This window comes from Pseudomonas sp. AS2.8 (assembly GCF_014190935.1).
Taxonomy (GTDB): Bacteria; Pseudomonadota; Gammaproteobacteria; order Pseudomonadales; family Pseudomonadaceae; genus Chryseomonas.
In genome coordinates this window covers 90,429-110,670 of sequence record NZ_JACHVV010000001.1, presented here as the reverse complement: position 1 = coordinate 110,670, position 20,242 = coordinate 90,429, and the positions used below count along the sequence as shown (strand labels likewise).

The following is a 20,242-nucleotide window of genomic DNA, read 5'->3' as shown; positions in this document are numbered from 1 at the left end:
TGCTTCTAAAGAGAATTCTATTCTCCATCGAGTACCAATAAGCGATAAGAAAGCAAATTTCTTCACGAGCGGGAGCGTTAGCCTAGTCCCATTCAAACGCTCGAGGCCGCCATGGACGCTTATCCCCTGTATTTCGATTACGCCGCCACCACCCCCGTCGACGATGTCGTCATCGAAGCCATGCTGGGTTGTATGGGGCGCCAGGGCGTCTTCGGCAATCCCGCCTCTCGCGGCCATGCCTTCGGCAACGACGCCCAGCGCGCCGTGGATACCGCTCGCCAGCAGGTGGCCGACCTGGTCGGCGCCCGACCCGAGCAACTGATCTGGACCTCCGGTGCCACCGAATCCAACAACCTCGCGCTGCTCGGCGTGGCCCGCCGTCGCGGGCGTGGCCACCTGATCACCAGCTGCCTGGAACACCGGGCGATACTGGATACCGCGGCCCAACTGGAAGCCGAGGGCTTCACCGTCACCTACCTGAGGCCGGACGCGGCCGGTCTGATCACCGCTACTGCCGTCGAGCAGGCCTGGCGAGACGACACCTGGCTGGTCTCGCTGATGCGGGTGAACAACGAGCTGGGTACCCTGACCGACATCGACGCCATCGGCCGGCTGGTCCGCGCCCGGGGCGCCCTCTTCCACGTCGACGCCGCCCAGGCCACCGGCAAGGTCGCCATCGACCTGGCCGGCCTGGAGGTCGATCTGATGTCCTTTTCCGCGCACAAGACCTATGGACCCAAGGGCATCGGCGCCCTCTATGTCGGTCCGCGTGCCGAGGGTGCCCTGCAGGCGCAGATCCACGGCGGCGGCCATGAGCGCGGGCTGCGTTCCGGCACCCTGGCCACCCACCAGATCGTTGGCATGGGGACCGCCTTCGCCCTCGCTGGCCAGGCCATGGCGCGGGAGAACGAGCGACTCGGCCAGCTGCGCGAGCGGTTCCTGGCAGGGGTGCAGACGCTGCCCGGCATGCAGCTCAATGGCTGTGCCCGGCAGCGCATTCCCCACACCCTGAATCTGACCTTCGCCACGCCGCTGGATACCGCGTCATTGCAGCGCCAGCTGGCCTTTTCCACCACCTCGGCCTGCAGTTCGGCCAAGGCGGCGCCTTCCCATGTGCTGCTGGGTCTGGGGCTCACTGCCGAACAGGCGGCGCGCAGCTACAGATTCAGCCTGGGTCGCTACACCACGGCCGCGGACGTGGACCAGGCGGTCGCGCTGATCCACCAGCACGCCGCCCAGCCAGCGCCCTTCTGGGCCTGATCAGTCCAGGCGGAAGGCGTCGGCATCGCGCTGCGCCGGAAAGCGCTCGCGATAGGCTTTGAGGGCGGTAGGCGAGAGCGTCGTGTGGAAGATGCCGGATTCCGCGCCGGCCTCGATCAGGGGTTCACCCTGGAAGTCCAGCACCTGGCTGTCGCCCGCATAGGGATGGCCATTGCCGTCGCTGCCGAGGCGATTCACCGCGGCGACATAGCAGAGATTCTCGATGGCCCGCGCCGGCAGCAGGCGATTCCAGTGCCCGCGCCGCGGCGCCGGCCAGTTGGCGACATAGAGCAGCAGGTCGGTATCGTCCTGGGCGCGACTCCAGACCGGGAATCTCAGGTCGTAGCAGATCAGCGGGCGGATCCGCCACCCCTTGAGGGTCACCCGCAGCCGCTGCTCGCCCGGGGCATAGTGCTCGTGCTCGCCGGCCATGCGAAACAGGTGGCGCTTGTCATAGTGCTGCAACTCGCCATCCGGCGTCGCCCATAGCAGGCGATTGCGGTGCTGCCCGTCCGCGTCCCGCACGATCAGGCTGCCGGTGACCACCGCGCCGAGACGCCGCGCCTGTTCGCGCATCCAGGCCGCTGTCGGCCCGTCCGCGGGCTCGGCAAGGGCTGCCGATTCCATGGAAAAGCCGGTGGTGAACATCTCCGGCAGGATGATCAGATCGGTCTCGCCGACTTCCGTCAGCAGCGCCTCGAAATGGGCACGGTTGGCGGCCGGGTCGTGCCAGGCTAGTTCGCTCTGCACCAGCGCCAGGCGCAGGTCCTGGGGTGGGGTCAGATCGCGCATAGCCGCTCCGCTGCCTGCCGCAGGGTCTCTTCGCGCTTGGCGAAGCAGAAGCGCACCAGGCGCAGGTCCGCGGGCGGCGTCTGGTAGAACACCGACAGCGGAATGGCGGCGACGCCATGCTCGCGGGTCAGCCACTCGGCCATGGCCACGTCGTCCAGATCCGGGCGGATGGCGGAATAGTCGACCACCTGGAAATAGGTGCCGGCGGCCCGCTGGAAGGTGAAGCGCGAGTGGCCCAGCAGATCGCAGAAGAGATCGCGCTTGGCCTGGTAAAAGGCCGGCAGCTCGCTGAGATGCTCGGGATGAGCGGCCATGAAGTCGGCCAGGGCTGCCTGGATCGGCGTCACCCCGCAGAAGCTCACGTACTGGTGCACCTTGCGCAACTCGGCCGACAGCGCCGGCGGCGCCACCACGTAGCCGGTCTTCCAGCCGGTGACGTGATAGGTCTTGCCGAAGGAGCTGACCACGAAGGCGCGGGCATAGAGTTCGTCGTGGGCGATGACGCTGGCATGGCGCTCGCCGTCGTAGACCAGGTGCTCATAGACCTCGTCGCTGACCAGATAGAGATCGCGCCCGCGGATCAGCGCGGCCAGGCGATCCAGTTCGGCGGCGCTGACCAGGGCGCCACTGGGGTTGTGCGGGGTGTTGAGCACGATGGCACGGGTGCGCGGACTCAGGGCCGCTTCCAGTACCGCCCAGTCGATACCGAAGCCTGGCAGCGCCAGGGGCACGTGCACGCAGCGCCCGCCGGCCAGTTGCACCGAAGGTTCGTAGCTGTCGTAGCAGGGATCGAAGACGATCACCTCGTCGCCTGGCCGCACCAGGGTTTGCAGGGCGCAGAACAGGCCCTGGGTGGCGCCGGGGACGATGGTGACCTCGGCCTCGGCATCCACCGCGCGGCCATAGAAGGCGGCGACCTTGGCCGCCACCTGCTGGCGCAGCGCCGGCAGCCCGGTCATGGGCGCGTACTGGTTGTGGCCGGCCGCGACATGGCGACCGACCGCCGCGAGCAACTCGGCCGGGCCGTCGAAATCGGGAAAGCCCTGGGACAGATTCAGCGCACCGGTCTGGGCGGCGAGCTGGGACATGCGGGTAAAGATGGTGACGGCGAGGTCGGGAAGCTTGCTCTGGATCATCGCGCGGGCACAGGTCTGGCTGGAAGGAGATCGGCAGACTGCGATTTTTTGCGCGAGAGGGCAAGTCTTGCCGGGCTGTGCAAGACAGCGAACTCGGATAATCCGAAGTGCAGAGCCTGATCCAAACATCCCCTTTCCCTCTGGGAGAGGGCCAAGGTGACCGAGAGCGACGGGGCCCACCTAGGCACCGTAGCGTGGAAAACGGCGCAGCCTTTTCCACTGGGACAAACATCGCAAGGGATGCCCTCACCCCAACCCTCTCCCGGAGGGAGAGGGGGCAGTTCGATGCGCGAGGAGCACCTTCGCCCAAACCCTCTACCAAAGAAAAAGGGGCTCTCCTGAGCCCCCTCCCTGCGCAACGTCCCGCCGGTCTACCGGCGCTTGTCCTTGCGCTTCTTCTCGGCCTTCTTGTGGTGGCTCATCAACCGGCGCTTCTTGTTGACCTGGCGCTCGGTGAGGGTGTTCTTCTTGCCCTCGAAGGGGTTCTCGCCACCGCGGTACTCGATCCGGATCGGCGTGCCCACCAGCTTGAGCACCCGGCGATAGGTCTTTTCCAGATAGCGGGTATAGGACTTGGGCACCGCATCCGTCTGGTTGCCGTGGATGACGATCAGCGGCGGGTTGGCGCCACCCAGGTGGGCATAGCGCAACTTGATGCGGCGACCGCTGACCATCGGCGGCTGGTGCTCCTGCACCGCGTCCTCGAGGATCTGGGTGAGGCGACTGGTCGGCCAGCGGGTGGTGGCCGAGGCGAAGGACTGCTGCACCGACTTGTACAGGTGACCCACACCGGTGCCATGCAGCGCCGAGATGAAGTGGATATCGGCGAAGTCGACGAACAGCAGGCGGCGTTCCAGTTCGGTCTTGACGTAGTCGCGCTCGCCGGACTCCATGCCGTCCCACTTGTTGAGGGCGATCACCAGGGCACGACCGGTCTCCAGCACGAAGCCGAGCAGGTTGAGGTCGTGCTCGACCACGCCTTCGCGGGCATCCATGACGAAGATCACCACGTTGGCGTCCTGGATCGCCTGCAGCGTCTTGACCACCGAGAACTTCTCGACCGCCTCGAAGACCTTGCCGCGGCGGCGCACGCCGGCGGTGTCGATCAGGGTGTAGCGTTCTTCGTTGCGCTCGAAGGGGATATAGATGCTGTCGCGCGTGGTGCCAGCCTGGTCATAGACGATCACCCGCTCTTCGCCGAGCATGCGGTTGACCAGGGTCGATTTGCCGACGTTGGGCCGGCCGATCACGGCGATCTTGATGCCGGTGGTCTCGTCGATGCCCTGCACGCGACGGAAGACGTCACCGCCCTCCTCCGCGGCAGCGCGCACCTGCTCCTCGGTGAGCTCCTCGACCTCGACCTCATCCTTGGGAAAGACGCCCAGGGCGTCTTCCAGCAGGTTGTTCACGCCGCGCCCGTGGGCCGCCGCGATGGGATAGGCGTCGCCGATGGCCAGCGGGCTGAATTCCGCCCGGGCGATATCCGGGTCGACGGTATCGACCTTGTTGGCCACCAGGAAGGTGCGCTTGTTTCGCTTGCGCAGGTGCTCGGCGATCATCTGGTCGGCGACGGTCATGCCGTCGCGGGAGTCCACCAGGAACAGCACCGCATCGGATTCTTCGATGGCCTGCAGCGACTGCTCGGCCATCTTCAGGTCGATGCCTTCCTCGTCACCGGAGATACCGCCGGTGTCGACCACGATGTAGGTACGTCCCTGCCACTTGGCTTCGCCGTACTTGCGATCACGGGTCAGGCCGGCGAAGTCGGCGACGATGGCGTCCCGGGTCTTGGTCAGGCGGTTGAAAAGCGTGGATTTGCCGACGTTCGGCCGCCCCACCAGGGCAATTACGGGAACCATGCGGCTCTCCCAGAGCAGAAAACACGATGGCCGCTACCGAACTTCACGGTAGCGGCCATCGGTTGAGGATAATAGTTTCTAGCGCAGACGATAGGCGACGAGTTTACCGCCATTGCCGTAAACGTAGAGCATGTCGCCGACGACCAGTGGCCGTACCCGGACGCCGTCACCGTCGACCTTGGTGCGACCGACGAAACGTCCATCGACCTGGCTCAGCAGGTGGATGTAGCCGGCGTAGTCGCCCACCACCACGTTGCTCGACCAGACCACCGGGCCGGTGAGCTGGCGACGGGCCAGATCGGCATTGGTCCAGAGCGCGGAGGTCGAGGATTCCTCGACGGCTTCCACGGTGCCGTTGTCCAGGCTCAGGTAGACGTTGCCGAAGCCTTCGGCGACGCCGTCGTAGCTCGAGGCATCACGCTGCCAGAGGATCTGGCCATTGGCTGGATTGAGCGCGGCCACGCGGCCGTTGTAGCTGACCACATAGAGGGTATCGCCCGACAGCGACAGGCCGCCGTCCACGTCGACGATCCGCTCCAGTTCGGAACGACCCTTGGGCACGGCGATCTGCTGTTCCCACAGCGGCAGGCCGCGCTGCACGTCCAGGGCCACCACCTTGCCGCTGGCGAAACCGGCCATGACCACCTGGTTGGTGACCAGGGGCGCCCCGGTACCGCGCAGGCTCAGCACCGGCTGGGTGTCTTCGTAGATCCAGCGACGGGTGCCGCTGCCCAGTTCGAAGGCCTGCAGCTTGTCATCCTGGGACTGCACCACCACCACGTCGTTGTTGACGACCGGGGCGGACAGCACTTCGCTGGATGCCTGGGCGCGCCACTTCTCGTCGCCACTGGCACTGTCGAGGGCGATCACCTGGCCACGCAGGGTTCCGACCAGCACCAGGCCGGAACCGACCCCGACGCCGCCGGATACCGGCAGGTCCAGATCCTTCTTCCACAGCACCTGACCGGTCTCGCGATTCATCGCCATGACCCGGCCATCGGCATCGGCGGCAAAGATCGTCTGACCGTCGACGGCCGGTACCAGGCGGTTGTATTCCTTGCCCTGGCCGTCGCCCACCGAGCGACTCCAGACTTCATCCAGCCGGACTTCGGCCTTGATGTCCTTCAGCTCGGCCGGAGGCAATTCCTTCTTGCCGGTGCTGCTGCACCCGACGACCGCAAGGGCGAGACCCAGTACCGCGATAGGCTTCCAGCGCAACATCAGGCGTCTCCTTTGGCGAGATCATCGAGTTTCATTTGCAGCACGCCTTCGGCTGCATCGTTGGGCAGCGCGGCGCGGGCTTTTTCGTAGGCGGCGCGGGCCTCGGTCGGCTTCTTCAACGCCACCAGCAGGTCGCCACGCAATTCTTCGCGATTGGCGACGTAGGCCTTGGGTGCCTCGCCATCCAGCAGCTTGAGGCCCTCTTCGGCCTTGCCCTGGGCTGCCAGCACCCGGGCCAGACGCTGACGCGCCAGCTCGCCGAGTTCGGCGTCGTGGGGCTTGTCCACCACGGCCTTGAGTTCGGCGGCGGCGTCGTCCAGGCGATTGTTCTCCACCGCCACCTTGGCGACGAAGAGACTACCGTACTGGGCGTAGGCGGTACCGGAATAATCCTGCTTGAGCTTGCCGTAGGTATCGGTCACCCGCGCGGTGTCGACCTTGCCACCGGGTGCCAGGGTAGCTTCCACCAGCTGCTGATAGAGCACCGAGGCGCCTTGCGCCTGGTTGTTCTGATAGCGCTGCCAGCCCTGCCAGCCCAGTACCGCCACCAGGGCGATGACGCCACCGGCCAGCAGCGGCTTGCCGTTACGCTGCCACCAGGCCTTGGCGACCACCAGATTGTCGTCGTCGATGGAACTCAAATCCGTTCTCCTCAATTCCCGCGACCGGAACCGGCCGGGGGCAAAATCTCGTCCAGACGGGCGGCCAGAGCCGCGAAGTCGACCTTTTCCTGGGGCGCCTCGCCACGCAGCGGCTTGAGTGCCACCTGTTGCGTGGCCAGTTCGTCGTCGCCCAGGATCATCGCCCAGAGCGCGCCGCTCTTGTCGGCCTTCTTGAACTGGCTCTTGAAGCTGCCGGCGCCGGCGTTGACCAGCAGACGCAGGTCGGGACGGGCATCGCGCAATTGCTCGGCCAGCTTGAGGCCGGCCAGTTCGGCCGCCTCGCCAAAGGCGCAGAGATAGAGATCGGCGGGGCGCTGCAGATCACCGGGCAGACGCTCCAGGGTTTCCAGCAGCAGCACCAGGCGCTCGACGCCCATGGCGAAACCGACCCCTGGAGTCGGCTTGCCGCCGAACTGGGTGATCAGGCCGTCGTAGCGGCCACCGGCGCAGACGGTGCCCTGGGCGCCGAGCTTGTCGGTGACCCACTCGAAGACGGTACGGCCGTAGTAGTCCAGGCCACGCACCAGCTTGGGATTGATCTGGTAGCGGATCCCGGCGGCGTCCAGACGGGCTTTCAGGCCATCGAAGTGGGCGCGGGATTCGTCGTCCAGGTAATCCGCCAGGGTCGGGGCGTCCTGCAGCAGCGCCTGGGTCTGGGCGTTCTTGCTGTCGAGGATGCGCAGCGGATTGGTGGTCAGGCGGCGCTGGCTGTCTTCGTCGAGCTGCTCGAAGCGGTCCTGCAGATAGGCCACCAGGGCTTCGCGATAGCGCACGCGATCGGCACTGGAGCCCAGGCTGTTGAGCTGCAGGGTGACGGCGTCGGTCAGGCCCAGGCGCTGCCAGAGGCGCGCGGTGAGCACGATCAGCTCGGCGTCGATGTCCGGACCGGGCAGGTTGAAGACCTCGACGCCGATCTGGTGGAACTGCCGATAGCGACCCTTCTGCGGCTTCTCGTAGCGGAACATCGGCCCGGCGTACCAGAGCTTCTGCACCTGGCCACCGCCGGTCATGCCATGTTCGAGCACGGCCCGCACGCAACCCGCGGTGCCTTCCGGCCGCAGGGTCAGGGACTCCTCGTTGCGGTCGAGGAAGGTGTACATCTCCTTGTCGACCACGTCGGTACCCTCGCCGATGCCCCGGGCGAAGAGTTCGGTGAACTCCATGATGGGCAGACGGATCTCGTGGTAGCCATAGCCGTCGAGCAGCGTCGCGAAGGTGCGTTCCAGGTAGCGCCAGGCCGGAGTCTGCTCCGGCAGAATATCGTTCATGCCACGGATGGCTTGCAGGGACTTGCTCACGAAAGGGCCTTATTCCTTGATCTTTCAGCTGCGCGCGATGAGTGCGGCATCCGCTTCGGCCTTTTCGGCCGCCTTGCGGCGGATGAGCCCTTCCAGCTCGTCCACCAGATTGTCGTTGTTCAGCTTGGAGGCCGGCTTGCCGTCGATGTACACCAGGTTGTTGGGCGTACCTCCGGTCAGGCCGACATGGGCCTCCTTGGCTTCACCGGGGCCGTTGACCACGCAGCCGATCACCGCGACGTCCAGCGGCACCAGCAGGTCCTCCAGGCGCCCTTCCAGCTCGTTCATGGTCTTGACCACATCGAAGTTCTGCCGCGAGCAGCTCGGGCAGGCGATGAAGTTGATGCCACGCGAACGCAGGCGCAGGGATTTCAGGATGTCGAAACCGACCTTGATCTCCTCGACCGGATCGGCCGCGAGCGAGATGCGGATGGTGTCGCCGATGCCTTCGGCCAGGAGCATGCCCAGACCCACGGCGGATTTCACCGTACCCGAGCGCAGGCCGCCGGCTTCGGTGATGCCCAGGTGCAGCGGCTGCTCGATGCGGGTGGCCAGCTGGCGATAGGCGGCCACGGCCATGAAGACGTCACTGGCCTTCACGCTCACCTTGAAGTCCGGATAGTCCAGCTTCTCCAGGTGGTCGACGTGGCGCATGGCCGATTCCACCAGGGCTTCCGGGGTGGGCTCGCCGTATTTCTTCTGCAGGTCCTTTTCCAGCGAACCGGCGTTGACGCCGATGCGGATCGGGATGCCGCGCTCGCGGGCCGCGTCGACCACCGCCCGAACCCGGTCTTCGCGACCGATGTTGCCGGGATTGATGCGCAGGCAGTCCACGCCCAGCTCGGCGACGCGCAGGGCGATCTTGTAGTCGAAGTGGATGTCGGCCACCAGCGGCAGGCTGACCCGCTGCTTGATGCGCCCGAAGGCTTCGGCGGCGTCCATGTCGGGCACCGAGATGCGCACGATGTCGGCACCGGCGTCCTGCAGGCGCTGGATCTGCGCCACGGTGGCGTCGACGTCGCAGGTTTCGGTGTTGGTCATGCTCTGCACGGCGATGGGGGCATCGCCGCCGACCGGCACCGAGCCGACCCAGATCTTGCGGGACAACCGACGTTTGATGGGCGATTCGCTATGCATGCTGGTTTCCCATGGGGTCGCCGGACGTCATTGTCCGGCCTGACCGAGTTTGATGCGGGCGGTCTCGCCCTTGGTGTAGGGCGCGAGGTCGACGACCTGACCGTTGTAGGAGATCTGGGCCCCGCGGGCGAAGCCGAGACGGATGTTCACCGGCGCCTTGATCGAAGCGTATTCGAGGCTCTCGCCGCCCTTCTTCACGCCGCTGAAAAGGATCTTGCCGGTACCGTCGCTGACCTGCGTCCAGCAACTGGCGGTGAAACGGATGTTGAGGCTGTCGCTGCCGGCGACGGGCGCCACGCTGGCTGGCGCGGCAGGCGCCGCTGCGGCGGGCGCCGTCGAGGTCGACGGAGTCGAACCCGTTGCCGGGGCCGGGGTGGGCGCGGCGGTGGGAGCGGTCATGGCGGCGACGGCGTTGGCATCCGGCGTCGGCGTGCCCACCGGGGAAGGCACGCTGGTGGCCGGCTGCTGGGCGGCGACCGGGGGCTGTTCTTCCGGCTCGTCGATCGGATGGATCTCGGTCTTGCCGTCGGCGCCCTCGACCTCGACATGCTCCATGCTCACGGCACTGGCGCTGGAGGCCTGGCGACTGCGCTCCTGCCACCAGAACAGGCCCATGGCGATGATCAGCACCACCAGGATGAAACTGACGAATCTCAGGACATTGCGCGACAGCCGCACCGGCTCGTCGAGACGCCCCAGGCTGTGCACGGTGCTGCCCTTGGCATCGGTGCCGGTGTAGCCGTCGAAGGTACGCACCAGCTCGACCTGGTCCAGGCCGAGCAGCTTGCCGTAGGCCTTGGTGTAGCCGCGGGCAAAGGTGTGTCCCGGCATCTGCTGATAGTTGCCGGATTCGAGCTGCTCGATGATGCGCTCGCTGAGATTGAGATTCTGGGCGACCTGGGCCTGGCTCCAGCCAAGCGCCAGCCGCTTCTGCCGCAAGATCTCACCGGGATTGCCCCGTCCGGCGTGTACCGCTTCGGATTGCACTGCGGTCATTTCTGCTCCGACTGAAGTTGACGATATTCAGGTGAGTTCGGGTAGAGGCGCTTCAGCTGCAGGGCATAACTCGCGGCGGTGTTGCGATCATTGAACACCTCGGCAAGACGGATCCCGAGCAGCAGGCTGCGGGCATCCTGGGGGCTTAGCTGGCTGAAGGCCTGGTAATAGCTCCGGGACGGCACGTAATCGCGCGTCTGGTAGGCCAATTGAGCCAATTCGAACAGGGCCCTGGGCTGATTGCGATCCAGCCGCAGGGATTTTTCCAGATTTTCCTTGCCCAAGTCGACCTGATTGAGTCGCAGGGCGGTCAGGCCGAGATTCTCGAACACCCGGGCTCGCTCCGGATAGAGGCTGTCCTCGGCGGCCTGGGTGAAGCGTTCGTAGGCATCCTTGTAGCGCCCCTGCTCATAGAGGAAGCTGCCGTAGTTGTTGAGGATGCGGGCATCGTGGGGCCGCTCGCGCAGGGCCAGGCGGTATTCCTGATCGGCCAGGTCGGTCTCGCCCTGGGCCTGGAACACCAGTCCGAGCGCGGCATGGGCGTCGGCACTCGACGAATCCAGCTCCAGGGCCTTCTTCAGCGGCACCTTGGCCTGCTCGGTGTTGCCCTGCTGGACATAGCCGAGGCCGAGCTGGATGTAGGCATCACGGGCCTGCATCCGTCCCTGGCGGGTATCCATGGGGTTGCGATCACCCTCGGTCACGCAGCCGGCGAGGCCACCGACCACCAGGGCGAGCGCGACAGCTGCAAAGCGCGTGATCGCCATGGTCGCGCCCTCAGCCCTGGAGCGGCGTTACAGTTTCGGCACCGTCGAGCTGGCGAACGGCGATATAGCGCTGGCTGCGGCGGGTACGGTCCATGACCTGCCCCACCAGCTGGCCACAGGCGGCGTCGATGTCGTCACCGCGGGTGGTGCGCACCGTGACGTTGAAACCGGCCTGCTGCAGCAGCTCCTGGAAACGGCGGGTGGCGTTCTTGCTCGGCCGCTCGTAGCCGGAGTGCGGAAAGGGATTGAAGGGAATCAGGTTGATCTTGCAAGGCACGTTGCGCAGCAGCTCGATCATCTGCAGGGCGTGCTCGGGCAGGTCGTTGACGTCCTTGAGCAGGGTGTACTCGATGGTCAGGACGCGCTTCTCGCCCAGCTGGCCGATGTACCTCTGGCAGGCGTCGAGCAGCATGGCCAGGGGATACTTGCGGTTGATCGGCACCAGCTCGTTGCGCAACTCGTCGTTGGGCGCGTGCAGCGACAGCGCCAGGGAGACGTCGATGTGCTTGGCCAGCTCCTCGATCATCGGCACCACGCCCGAGGTGGACAGGGTGACCTTGCGCTTGGAGATGCCGTAGCCGAGGTCGTCCATCATGATGCGCATGGCGGCGACGACGTTGTCGAAGTTCAGCAGGGGCTCGCCCATGCCCATCATCACCACGTTGGTGATGGCACGGTCGATCTTGGCGGGCACGCTGCCAAAGGACTTGTTGGCGATCCACACCTGGCCGATCACCTCGGCGGCGGTGAGGTTGCTGTTGAAGCCCTGCTTGCCGGTGGAGCAGAAGCTGCAGTCCAGCGCGCAACCGGCCTGGGACGACACGCAAAGGGTGCCGCGGCCGTTCTGCGGGATGTAGACGGTCTCGACGCAGCTGCCGGAGGCGACGCGGATCACCCACTTGCGGGTGCCATCGCGGGAGATGTCCTCGCTGACGATCTCGGGGCCACGGATTTCCGCGGCGGCCTTGAGCTTTTCCTTGAGCGCCTTGCCCAGGTTGCTCATGGCGTCGAAATCATCGATGCCGAAGTGATGGATCCACTTCATGACCTGGCCGGCGCGAAAGCGCTTCTCCCCGATGGACTCGAAGAACGACTCGAGTTGCGGCTGGGTCAGGCCCAGCAGATTGACCTTATCGGTGGCTGTGGTCATGGGATCACCTCGACGAAATCTGTTTGAAGCCCGCGCGGGGCGCGGGCGGTGCCAGGAAGGCGGGCTGGCCGCTTCCCTGGCCAGCGCTCATCCTCAGCGGATGCGCTCGCAGACTTCGGTGGCTGCGAAGAAGTAGGAGATCTCGCGAGCGGCGGACGCTTCGGAGTCCGAACCGTGGACGGCGTTCTCGTCGATGGAGACGGCGAAGTCGGCACGGATGGTACCGGCGTCGGCTTTCTTGGGATCGGTGGCGCCCATCAGCTCACGGTTCTTGGCGATGGCGTTGTCGCCTTCCAGCACCTGGACCACGACCGGACCGGAGGTCATGAAGGAGACCAGATCCTTGAAGAAGGGACGCTCTTTGTGTTCGGCGTAGAAGCCACCGGCTTCGCGCTCGGACAGCTGGACCATCTTGGCAGCGACGACGCGCAGGCCAGCCTTCTCGAAGCGGGTGACGATCTCACCGACGACATTCTTGGATACGGCATCGGGCTTGATGATCGACAGGGTACGTTGAACAGACATGTGAACTCCGAATGTGGGAATAGAGCAAAAACGAAACCCGCGGATTATACGCGGGTCCCGGTGAAAAGCGTAGCGCGGTACGGGCGATGCGTCAGGCGGACTCTTCGATCCAGGCGGCCTGGATGGCCTCCAGCACCTTCTCGCCACCCCGCTGGGGATCGTCGTCGAACTCCGGCAGCTCCACGACCCAGTTGCGCAACTTGACGAAATTCACGTAGCGCGGATCCACGTCGGGATGGGTGTCGTTGAGTTCGATGGCGATATCCAGCACATCGGTCCATTTCAGTGCCATGACAGCTGTCCTCAGTGACCTTCGGAAACCTGGTTGATGGTGTAGCGGGGAATCTCCACCACCAGGTCTTCGCTGCCTACTACCGCCTGGCAGGACAGGCGCGAACGCATCTCCAGACCCCAGGCCTTGTCCAGCATGTCGTCTTCGAGTTCATCGGACGGCTCGAGGGAGTCGAAGCCTTCCTGAATGACCACGTGGCAGGTGGTGCAGGCACAGGACATCTCGCAGGCGTGCTCAATGTCGATGCCGTTGCGCATGGCCGCGGCGATGATGGTTTCGCCTTCGCTGGCTTCGAAGACCGCGCCCTCGGGGCAGTGCTCGGCGTGGGGCAGCAGGGTGATCTGCGGCATGATGGAACTACTCCTCGATATCGTTGAGACGACGACCCGCCAGGGCCGCCTTGACCGAGGCGTTCATCCGCCGGGCGGCGAAGGCATCGGTTACGTGAGAAAGACGCTTGGTCTGGTCTTCGAGCGCCTGGAGGTCGGTGGCGTCCAGCAGCTCGGCCAGCCGGCCGATTTCCAGGTCGATCACCTGACGCTCCTCGGCGTCCAGCAGGCGCTCGCCATCGGCGGCCAGCGCGGCGGTGACCGCCTCGATCAGCCGCCGGGCCTCGACCTGCTGCTCGCGCAGCGCGCGGGCCTGCATGTCGTCACCGGCATGGCGGAAGGAGTCCTGCAGCATGTTGGCGATCTCGCCATCGGTCAGGCCGTAGGACGGCTTGACCTGGACGCTGGCTTCCACGCCGCTGGACAGCTCGCGGGCGCTGACGCCGAGCAGGCCGTCGGCATCGACCTGGAAGGTGACGCGGATCTTGGCGGCCCCGGCGACCATGGGCGGAAAGCCACGCAGCTCGAAGCGCGCCAGGGAGCGGGCGTCCTTGACCAGTTCGCGCTCGCCCTGCAGCACATGCACCAGCATGGCGGTCTGGCCGTCGCGATAGGTGGTGAAGTCCTGGCCTCGCGCCACCGGGATGGTGGTGTTGCGCGGAATGATCTTTTCCATCAGGCCGCCCATGGTCTCGAGTCCCAGGGACAGCGGGATGACGTCCAGCAGCAGCAATTCCTCGCCGGCACGATTGCCGGCCAGGGAATCGGCCTGCAGCGCGGCACCGATGGCGACCACGCGATCCGGATCGATGTCGGTGAGCGGGGTGCAGTCGAACAGCTCGCCCACGGCTTCACGGACATAGGGCACGCGGGTCGAACCGCCGACCATGACCACGGCGGCGATGTCCGCCGGCTCCACTTCCGCATCGCGCAGGGCACGGCGGCAGGCCTTGAGGCTGCGCGCAACCAGCGGCGCGATCAGTTCCTGGAAGGTGCTGCGGTCCAGCACGCCCGACCAGTCGCCGTGACTGACCTCGACGCGCTCGGCGGCCGACAGGGCTTCCTTGGCGGCGCAGGCGCTCTGCAGCAGGCGTCGCTGGGTGCCCGGATCCAGATCGCTGGACAGCCCGGCCTGCTGGACGATCCAGCCGGCGATGGCGTGATCGAAGTCGTCGCCACCCAGGGCGCTGTCGCCACCGGTGGCCATGACCTCGAAGACGCCACGGGTCAGGCGCAGGATGGAGATGTCGAAGGTGCCGCCACCCAGGTCGTAGATGGCGACCACGCCCTCCTCGCCCCGGTCCAGGCCATAGGCCACGGCGGCCGCGGTAGGCTCGTTGAGCAGGCGCAGGACGTTCAGGCCGGCGAAGCGGGCGGCGTCCTTGGTGGCCTGGCGCTGGGCATCGTCGAAGTAGGCCGGCACGGTGATGACCGCGCCGACCAGTTCGCCACCCAGGGTGGCCTCGGCCCGCTCGCGCAGCACCCGCAGGATGTCGGCGGAGACCTCCACCGGACTCTTGCGCCCGGCAGCGGTATCGATGAAGGGCATTTCCGATTCACCGGCGACGAAGCGATAGGGCAACTGCTCGCCCAGCTGCTTGACGTCGGCGATGCCGCGCCCCATGAGGCGCTTGACGGAAAGGATGGTGTTGAAGGGATCCTGGGCGGCAGCGGCCTTGGCGCCCGCTCCCACTTCCACGCCAGCGGCGCCATAGCGCACGGCGGACGGCAGGATCACCTCGCCCTGCAGATCGGGCAGGGTCTCGGCCACGCCACTGCGGACGGCGGCCACGAGGGAATTGGTGGTGCCCAGATCGATACCCACCGCCAGCTTGCGCTGGTGCGGCTTGGGCGCCATTCCGGGTTCGGCTATCTGCAATAGAGCCATTGGCTAGTCGGCTTATGGTTGTCGGTGCCTGAGCGACACCTGTGATTAATCGTCCAGACGCTCTTCGAGCTGGCGGATTTCGCTGGCCAGCTTGTCGAGAAACTGCATGCGACGGACCAGGCGCTCGGCAGACTCGCGCTGGGCGGAATCCTGCCAGATCGCGGCGAAGGCCTGCTCGATGTCGCGCTGCGCATCCTTGAGGCGCTGGCGAAAGGCGGGAATGCCCGCGCTGTCGCCCGCGTCCTGCAGGTCTTCCAACTCCTCGCGCCACTGCAATTGCTGCATGAGGAAGTCGGTGTCCTGGATGGTCGCTTCGAGCGGCATCTCGTGCCCTTCGAGCTCCAGCAGATAGCGCGCGCGGCGCGACGGGGCGCGCAGCACGTGATAGGCCTCGTTGAGCTCGGCCGAGCGCTCCAGCGCCTGGCGCCGCTCACGCTCCGGCGCATCGGCGAACCGATCCGGATGGACCGTGCGGGCCAGATCGCGATAGCGCGCGGCCAGACCCGGCTGGTCGATCTCGAAGGCGGGCCTGATCTCGAACAGCGCGAAGTGACAGGGCTTACCCATGGCCGGCCTCAGATGTTGAAGCTTTCGCCGCAGCCACACTCGCCACGCACGTTGGGATTGTTGAACTTGAAGCCCTCGTTGAGGCCTTCACGCACGAAATCCAGCTCGGTGCCGTCCAGGTAGACCAGGCTCTTGGGGTCGATGATGACCTTGACGCCATGGCTTTCGAACACCTGGTCCTCGGCCGCGAATTCATCGACGAACTCGAGCACGTAGGCCAGTCCCGAGCAGCCCGTGGTACGAACGCCCAGGCGGATGCCCTCCCCCTTGCCGCGTCCGTCGAGGGAACGCTGCACGTGGCGGGCGGCGGACTCGGTCATGCTGATCGCCATGGTTCCTCCTTAGAGCAGGCCTTTCTTCTGCTTGTAGTCGCTGACCGCCGCCTTGATGGCGTCTTCGGCGAGTACCGAGCAGTGGATCTTCACCGGCGGCAGGGCCAGTTCTTCGGCGATCATGCTGTTCTTGATCGACGCCGCTTCCTCGATGCTCTTGCCCTTCATCCACTCGGTGGCCAGGGAGCTGGAAGCGATGGCGGAGCCACAGCCGTAGGTCTTGAACTTGGCATCTTCGATGATGCCCTGCTCGTTGACCTTGATCTGCAGGCGCATCACGTCGCCGCACGCGGGAGCGCCGACCATGCCGGTGCCGACATCCGGATCGGCCGCGTCGAACTTGCCGACGTTGCGCGGATTTTCGTAGTGGTCGATGACCTTTTCACTGTATGCCATGGTTCAATCCTCACTCATCAGGGGGTGGGTCAGTGGGCTTGCCACTCGACCTGACTCAGGTCTACGCCTTCTTTGAACATGTCCCACAGCGGAGACAATTCACGCAACTTGTTGACGGCTTCGGTGACCTTGCTCGCGGCATAGTCGACGTCTTCTTCGGTGGTGAAGCGACCGAAGGTGAAGCGGATGGAGCTGTGCGCCAGTTCGTCGTTGCGGCCCAGGGCGCGCAGGACATAGGACGGCTCCAGGGACGCCGAGGTACAGGCCGAACCGGACGAGACCGCCAGGTCCTTGAGCGCCATGATCAGCGACTCGCCTTCGACGTAGTTGAAGCTCAGATTCAGGTTGTGCGGCACCCGATGGATCAGGCTGCCGTTCAGGTAGACCTCTTCCAGGCCTTCGAACTGACGGTAGAAGCGATCGCTCAGGGCCTTGATGCGGGCATTTTCCTGGACCATCTCTTCCTTGGCGATACGGAAGGCTTCGCCCATGCCGACGATCTGGTGGGTCGCCAGGGTGCCCGAACGCATGCCACGCTCGTGACCGCCGCCATGGGTCTGGGCCTCGATACGCACGCGCGGCTTGCGGCGGACGTAGAGGGCGCCAATGCCCTTGGGACCGTAGGTCTTGTGCGCCGAGAAGGACATCATGTCGACCTTGAGCTTTTCCAGATCGATCTCGACCTTGCCGGTAGACTGGGCGGCGTCGACGTGGAAGAGCACGCCGCGGGAGCGGGTCAGCTCGCCGATGGCGGCGATGTCGTTGACGGTACCGATCTCGTTGTTGACGTGCATGATGGACACCAGGGTGGTGTCGTCACGCAGGGCCGCCTCGATCATCTCGGGGGTGATCAGGCCGTCTTCGCCCGGCTCGAGATAGGTGACCTCGAAGCCTTCGCGCTCGAGCTGGCGGGTGGTGTCCAACACCGCCTTGTGCTCGATCTTGGAGGTGATCAGGTGCTTGCCCTTGTTCTGATAGAAGTGCGCGGCGCCCTTGATGGCCAGGTTGTCGGACTCGGTGGCACCGGAGGTCCAGACGATCTCGCGCGGGTCGGCGTTGACCAGCTCGGCCACCTGACGACGGGCGTTTTCCACGGCTTCCTCGGCCTTCCAGCCGAACAGGTGGGAGCGCGATGCGGGGTTGCCAAAGTTGCCGTCCACCAGCAGGCACTCGCTCATCTTCTGAGCGACGCGCGGATCGACGGGCGTGGTGGCGGAATAGTCTAGGTAGATCGGCAATTTCATCGGTTACTCCTAATCAGACGGGCGTCTCTGCTCAGTCGATGGTGGACGCTTCGATTTTTTCGACCGCCAAGGGCGATTGCTTGCTGGCACAGGCCTTGGTGTCCTGACGCTTGGCAACCTGCTGGATCTCGTTGCGGGCGACCAGGTCGGCCAGGGTGATGCCACTGAGAAAGGTGTGGATCTGATCGCTCAGGTCGCACCAGAGGTGGTGGGTCAGGCAGGTGTCACCCTGGTGACAACCCCCACTGCCCTGGCAGCGGGTGGCATCCACGGATTCGTTGACGGCGTCGATCACCTGGGCCACATGGATACCGCCCATGTCGCGCGCCAGCTGATAGCCGCCACCCGGACCGCGCACGCTGTTGACCAGCGAGCCGCGGCGCAGCCGGGCAAACAGCTGCTCCAGATAGGACAGCGAAATGCCCTGCCGCTCGGAAATGTCGGCCAGCGAAACCGGGCCCCGCTGGGCGTGCAGCGCCAGGTCGAGCATGGCGGTTACGGCATAGCGGCCTTTGGTGGTCAGTCTCATGACGAACTCGAGCGGGTTGCATCGGATGCCTCGATTATCGGATTCCCGACAAAAAAGGTCAACTTTAAAACCGACCAAATCACTCAGGCATTATCTATCGGGGGGATAGTCCGCGGATGGGATTCGCCACGGGCGGCCTTCTGGGTTTCGGTTAGGATGCCGCGCAGGATGTTCATCTCCAGCTTGCTGATGCCGGCCCGGCCATAGAGGCGGCGCAGACGACTCATCAGGTGGCGCGGCTTGGCCGGGTCGAGGAAGCCGATCTCCACCAGGGTCTCTTCCAGGTGCTGGTAGTAGAGTTCCAGCTCTTCCACCGTCACCGGCTGGGTGTTGAGCATGGCGGTGGCTTCGACCTTGTTCATCTTGGTCGGCTGGTTCTGCGCCGCGAGCCAGGCCATGCGCACCTCGTACACCAGCACCTGGACCGCCGCGGCGAGGTTGAGCGAGCCGAACGCCGGATCCGAGGGGATGTGCACGTGGTAGTGGCAGCGCTGCAACTCCTCGTTGGTCAGGCCGGCGTATTCGCGACCGAATACCAGGGCCACCTCGCCGCCCTGCTCCACCTGGGCCAGGGAGGTGGTGGCGCATTCGCGCGGATCGAGCAGCGGCCAGGGGATACGGCGATCGCGGGCACTGGTGCCCAGCACCAGGCTGCAGCCGGTCAGGGCTTCTTCCAGGGTGTCGACGACGATGGCGGCCTCGAGCACGTCGTTGGCCCCGGAGGCACGGGCATTGGCCTCGCCGCTGGGAAAGTCCTCGGGATCGACCAGATAGAGGCGCGACAGGCCCATGTTCTTCATTGCCCGGGCGGCACCGCCGATATTGCCGGGATGGCTGGTATTGACCAGAACGACGCGGATGTTGTTCAGCACATGGCTATCCTCGAGCGGACGCGGGAAATCGGCGCCGTATACTACGCCCACACGCGCCCGCTTGCCACGAATACCCCTTCCAGCGCCGCGAAGTCTGCTATCATTGCCGGCTTTCCTTATACAACCCAGGTGATTTATCCATGCAGCCCATGCTGAACATCGCACTGCGCGCGGCCCGCAGCGCCGGTGAACTGATCTTCCGTTCGATTGAGCGCCTGGACGTGATCGCCGTCGATGAAAAAGGCGCCAACGACTTCGTCTCCGAAGTCGACCGGGCCGCCGAGCAGACCATCCTCGCCACCCTGCGCAAGGCCTACCCCACCCACGGTTTCCACGGTGAGGAATCCGGCTACCTGGCGGGCGAAGGCGAAGGCGCCGACTACGTCTGGATCGTCGACCCGCTGGACGGCACCACCAACTTCATCCGTGGCGTCCCGCACTTCTCGGTCAGCATCGCCTGCAAGTACAAGGGCCGCCTGGAACACGCCGTGGTCCTGGATCCGGTGCGCCAGGAAGAATTCACCGCCAGCCGTGGCCGCGGTGCCGCCCTGAACGGCCGGCGCATCCGCGTCACCAATCGGCGCAGCCTGGAAGGCGCCCTGCTGGGCACTGGCTTCCCCTTCCGCGCCAATGACGTTGATCACCTGGACAACTACCTGGGCATGTTCCGCAGCCTGATCGGCCAGACCGCCGGCATCCGCCGCGCCGGTTCCGCCGCGCTGGACCTGGCCTATGTCGCCTCCGGTCGCTTCGACGCCTTCTGGGAAATGGGCCTGTCGGAGTGGGACATGGCCGCAGGCGCCCTGCTGGTGCAGGAAGCCGGTGGCCTGATCGGTGACTTCAATGGTGGCCACGACTTCCTCGAGAAGGGCCACATCGTCGCCGGCAACCCCAAGTGCTTCCGCGGCCTGCTGACGCAGATCCAGCCGCACCTGCCGGCTTCGCTCAAGCGCTGAGTCCGCCTGGCTTACGAAAAAGCCCCTATCGGCC

22 protein-coding genes are annotated in these 20,242 nt (G+C 65.5%); 2 read left to right on the top strand and 20 right to left on the bottom strand.

Features of this window, described 5'->3' with window-relative positions:
* The first annotated feature begins 111 nt into the window (after positions 1 to 111).
* On the top strand, positions 112 to 1,260 hold the full coding sequence (locus tag FHR73_RS00520; protein ID WP_183628685.1) for an aminotransferase class V-fold PLP-dependent enzyme: 1,149 nt from the start codon (positions 112 to 114) through the stop codon (positions 1,258 to 1,260).
* Here the strand turns inward: FHR73_RS00520 and FHR73_RS00515 are convergent, their stop codons facing one another.
* The 20 genes from FHR73_RS00515 to trmJ all read right to left on the bottom strand — a co-directional run bounded on the left by FHR73_RS00515 (position 1,261) and on the right by trmJ (position 19,252).
* Entirely contained in the window at positions 1,261 to 2,052 is a 792-nt protein-coding gene (locus tag FHR73_RS00515) for an amidohydrolase (protein WP_183628684.1), read from the bottom strand.
* Positions 2,040 to 3,188: a pyridoxal phosphate-dependent aminotransferase gene (locus FHR73_RS00510; protein ID WP_183628683.1), complete on the bottom strand. Its 1,149-nt coding sequence runs from the start codon at positions 3,186 to 3,188 to the stop codon at positions 2,040 to 2,042. The genes FHR73_RS00515 and FHR73_RS00510 overlap by 13 nt, the downstream gene beginning before the upstream one ends.
* A gap of 371 nt (positions 3,189 to 3,559) precedes the next feature.
* Positions 3,560 to 5,047 carry a ribosome biogenesis GTPase Der gene (der, locus tag FHR73_RS00505; RefSeq protein WP_183628682.1) on the bottom strand — a complete coding sequence of 496 codons (1,488 nt, stop codon included), beginning with the start codon at positions 5,045 to 5,047 and terminating at the stop codon, positions 3,560 to 3,562.
* Positions 5,048 to 5,125: 78 nt separating this feature from the next.
* A complete protein-coding gene (gene bamB, locus FHR73_RS00500) occupies positions 5,126 to 6,268 on the bottom strand; it encodes an outer membrane protein assembly factor BamB (protein ID WP_183628681.1) in 1,143 nt (380 codons plus the stop codon).
* A complete protein-coding gene (locus FHR73_RS00495; RefSeq protein ID WP_183628680.1) occupies positions 6,268 to 6,909 on the bottom strand; it encodes a tetratricopeptide repeat protein in 642 nt (213 codons plus the stop codon). Before FHR73_RS00495 ends, bamB begins: the two co-directional genes overlap by 1 nt.
* Before the next feature lie 11 nt (positions 6,910 to 6,920).
* Positions 6,921 to 8,228, bottom strand: coding sequence for a histidine--tRNA ligase (gene hisS / locus FHR73_RS00490; protein ID WP_183628678.1), 1,308 nt, complete (start codon positions 8,226 to 8,228; stop codon positions 6,921 to 6,923).
* A gap of 24 nt (positions 8,229 to 8,252) precedes the next feature.
* On the bottom strand, positions 8,253 to 9,365 hold the full coding sequence (gene ispG / locus FHR73_RS00485; protein WP_183628676.1) for a flavodoxin-dependent (E)-4-hydroxy-3-methylbut-2-enyl-diphosphate synthase: 1,113 nt from the start codon (positions 9,363 to 9,365) through the stop codon (positions 8,253 to 8,255).
* Positions 9,366 to 9,392: 27 nt separating this feature from the next.
* Positions 9,393 to 10,361: a helix-turn-helix domain-containing protein gene (locus tag FHR73_RS00480; RefSeq protein WP_183628674.1), complete on the bottom strand. Its 969-nt coding sequence runs from the start codon at positions 10,359 to 10,361 to the stop codon at positions 9,393 to 9,395.
* The gene (pilW, locus tag FHR73_RS00475; protein ID WP_183628672.1) at positions 10,358 to 11,128 is read right to left on the bottom strand and encodes a type IV pilus biogenesis/stability protein PilW; all 771 of its coding nucleotides are present in this window, start codon (positions 11,126 to 11,128) and stop codon (positions 10,358 to 10,360) included. The genes FHR73_RS00480 and pilW overlap by 4 nt, the downstream gene beginning before the upstream one ends.
* 10 nt (positions 11,129 to 11,138) lie before the next feature.
* Complete coding sequence (gene rlmN / locus FHR73_RS00470) at positions 11,139 to 12,278, bottom strand: 23S rRNA (adenine(2503)-C(2))-methyltransferase RlmN (protein ID WP_183628670.1); 1,140 nt, start codon at positions 12,276 to 12,278, stop codon at positions 11,139 to 11,141.
* Positions 12,279 to 12,371: 93 nt separating this feature from the next.
* Positions 12,372 to 12,803 carry a nucleoside-diphosphate kinase gene (gene ndk, locus FHR73_RS00465; RefSeq protein ID WP_007162425.1) on the bottom strand — a complete coding sequence of 144 codons (432 nt, stop codon included), beginning with the start codon at positions 12,801 to 12,803 and terminating at the stop codon, positions 12,372 to 12,374.
* Positions 12,804 to 12,894: 91 nt separating this feature from the next.
* Positions 12,895 to 13,095 (bottom strand): Fe-S cluster assembly protein IscX, encoded by a 201-nt coding sequence (gene iscX / locus FHR73_RS00460; protein WP_133862767.1) that lies wholly within the window; start codon positions 13,093 to 13,095, stop codon positions 12,895 to 12,897.
* Positions 13,096 to 13,106: 11 nt separating this feature from the next.
* The gene (gene fdx, locus FHR73_RS00455) at positions 13,107 to 13,445 is read right to left on the bottom strand and encodes an ISC system 2Fe-2S type ferredoxin (protein WP_145009466.1); all 339 of its coding nucleotides are present in this window, start codon (positions 13,443 to 13,445) and stop codon (positions 13,107 to 13,109) included.
* A gap of 7 nt (positions 13,446 to 13,452) precedes the next feature.
* Entirely contained in the window at positions 13,453 to 15,312 is a 1,860-nt protein-coding gene (gene hscA, locus FHR73_RS00450) for a Fe-S protein assembly chaperone HscA (protein WP_183628668.1), read from the bottom strand.
* A gap of 45 nt (positions 15,313 to 15,357) precedes the next feature.
* A complete protein-coding gene (gene hscB, locus FHR73_RS00445) occupies positions 15,358 to 15,879 on the bottom strand; it encodes a co-chaperone HscB (RefSeq protein WP_183628666.1) in 522 nt (173 codons plus the stop codon).
* Positions 15,880 to 15,887: 8 nt separating this feature from the next.
* Positions 15,888 to 16,211 carry an iron-sulfur cluster assembly protein IscA gene (gene iscA / locus FHR73_RS00440; RefSeq protein ID WP_007162420.1) on the bottom strand — a complete coding sequence of 108 codons (324 nt, stop codon included), beginning with the start codon at positions 16,209 to 16,211 and terminating at the stop codon, positions 15,888 to 15,890.
* 9 nt (positions 16,212 to 16,220) lie between these two features.
* Complete coding sequence (gene iscU, locus FHR73_RS00435) at positions 16,221 to 16,607, bottom strand: Fe-S cluster assembly scaffold IscU (RefSeq protein WP_007162419.1); 387 nt, start codon at positions 16,605 to 16,607, stop codon at positions 16,221 to 16,223.
* Between the two features lie 29 nt (positions 16,608 to 16,636).
* Complete coding sequence (locus FHR73_RS00430) at positions 16,637 to 17,851, bottom strand: IscS subfamily cysteine desulfurase (protein ID WP_183628664.1); 1,215 nt, start codon at positions 17,849 to 17,851, stop codon at positions 16,637 to 16,639.
* Positions 17,852 to 17,882: 31 nt separating this feature from the next.
* On the bottom strand, positions 17,883 to 18,380 hold the full coding sequence (gene iscR / locus FHR73_RS00425) for a Fe-S cluster assembly transcriptional regulator IscR (RefSeq protein ID WP_007162417.1): 498 nt from the start codon (positions 18,378 to 18,380) through the stop codon (positions 17,883 to 17,885).
* Positions 18,381 to 18,463: 83 nt separating this feature from the next.
* On the bottom strand, positions 18,464 to 19,252 hold the full coding sequence (trmJ, locus tag FHR73_RS00420) for a tRNA (cytosine(32)/uridine(32)-2'-O)-methyltransferase TrmJ (protein WP_183628662.1): 789 nt from the start codon (positions 19,250 to 19,252) through the stop codon (positions 18,464 to 18,466).
* A gap of 140 nt (positions 19,253 to 19,392) precedes the next feature.
* Between trmJ and suhB the strand changes: the two genes are divergently transcribed.
* Complete coding sequence (gene suhB, locus FHR73_RS00415; protein WP_183628660.1) at positions 19,393 to 20,208, top strand: inositol-phosphate phosphatase; 816 nt, start codon at positions 19,393 to 19,395, stop codon at positions 20,206 to 20,208.
* Positions 20,209 to 20,242 lie beyond the last annotated feature (34 nt).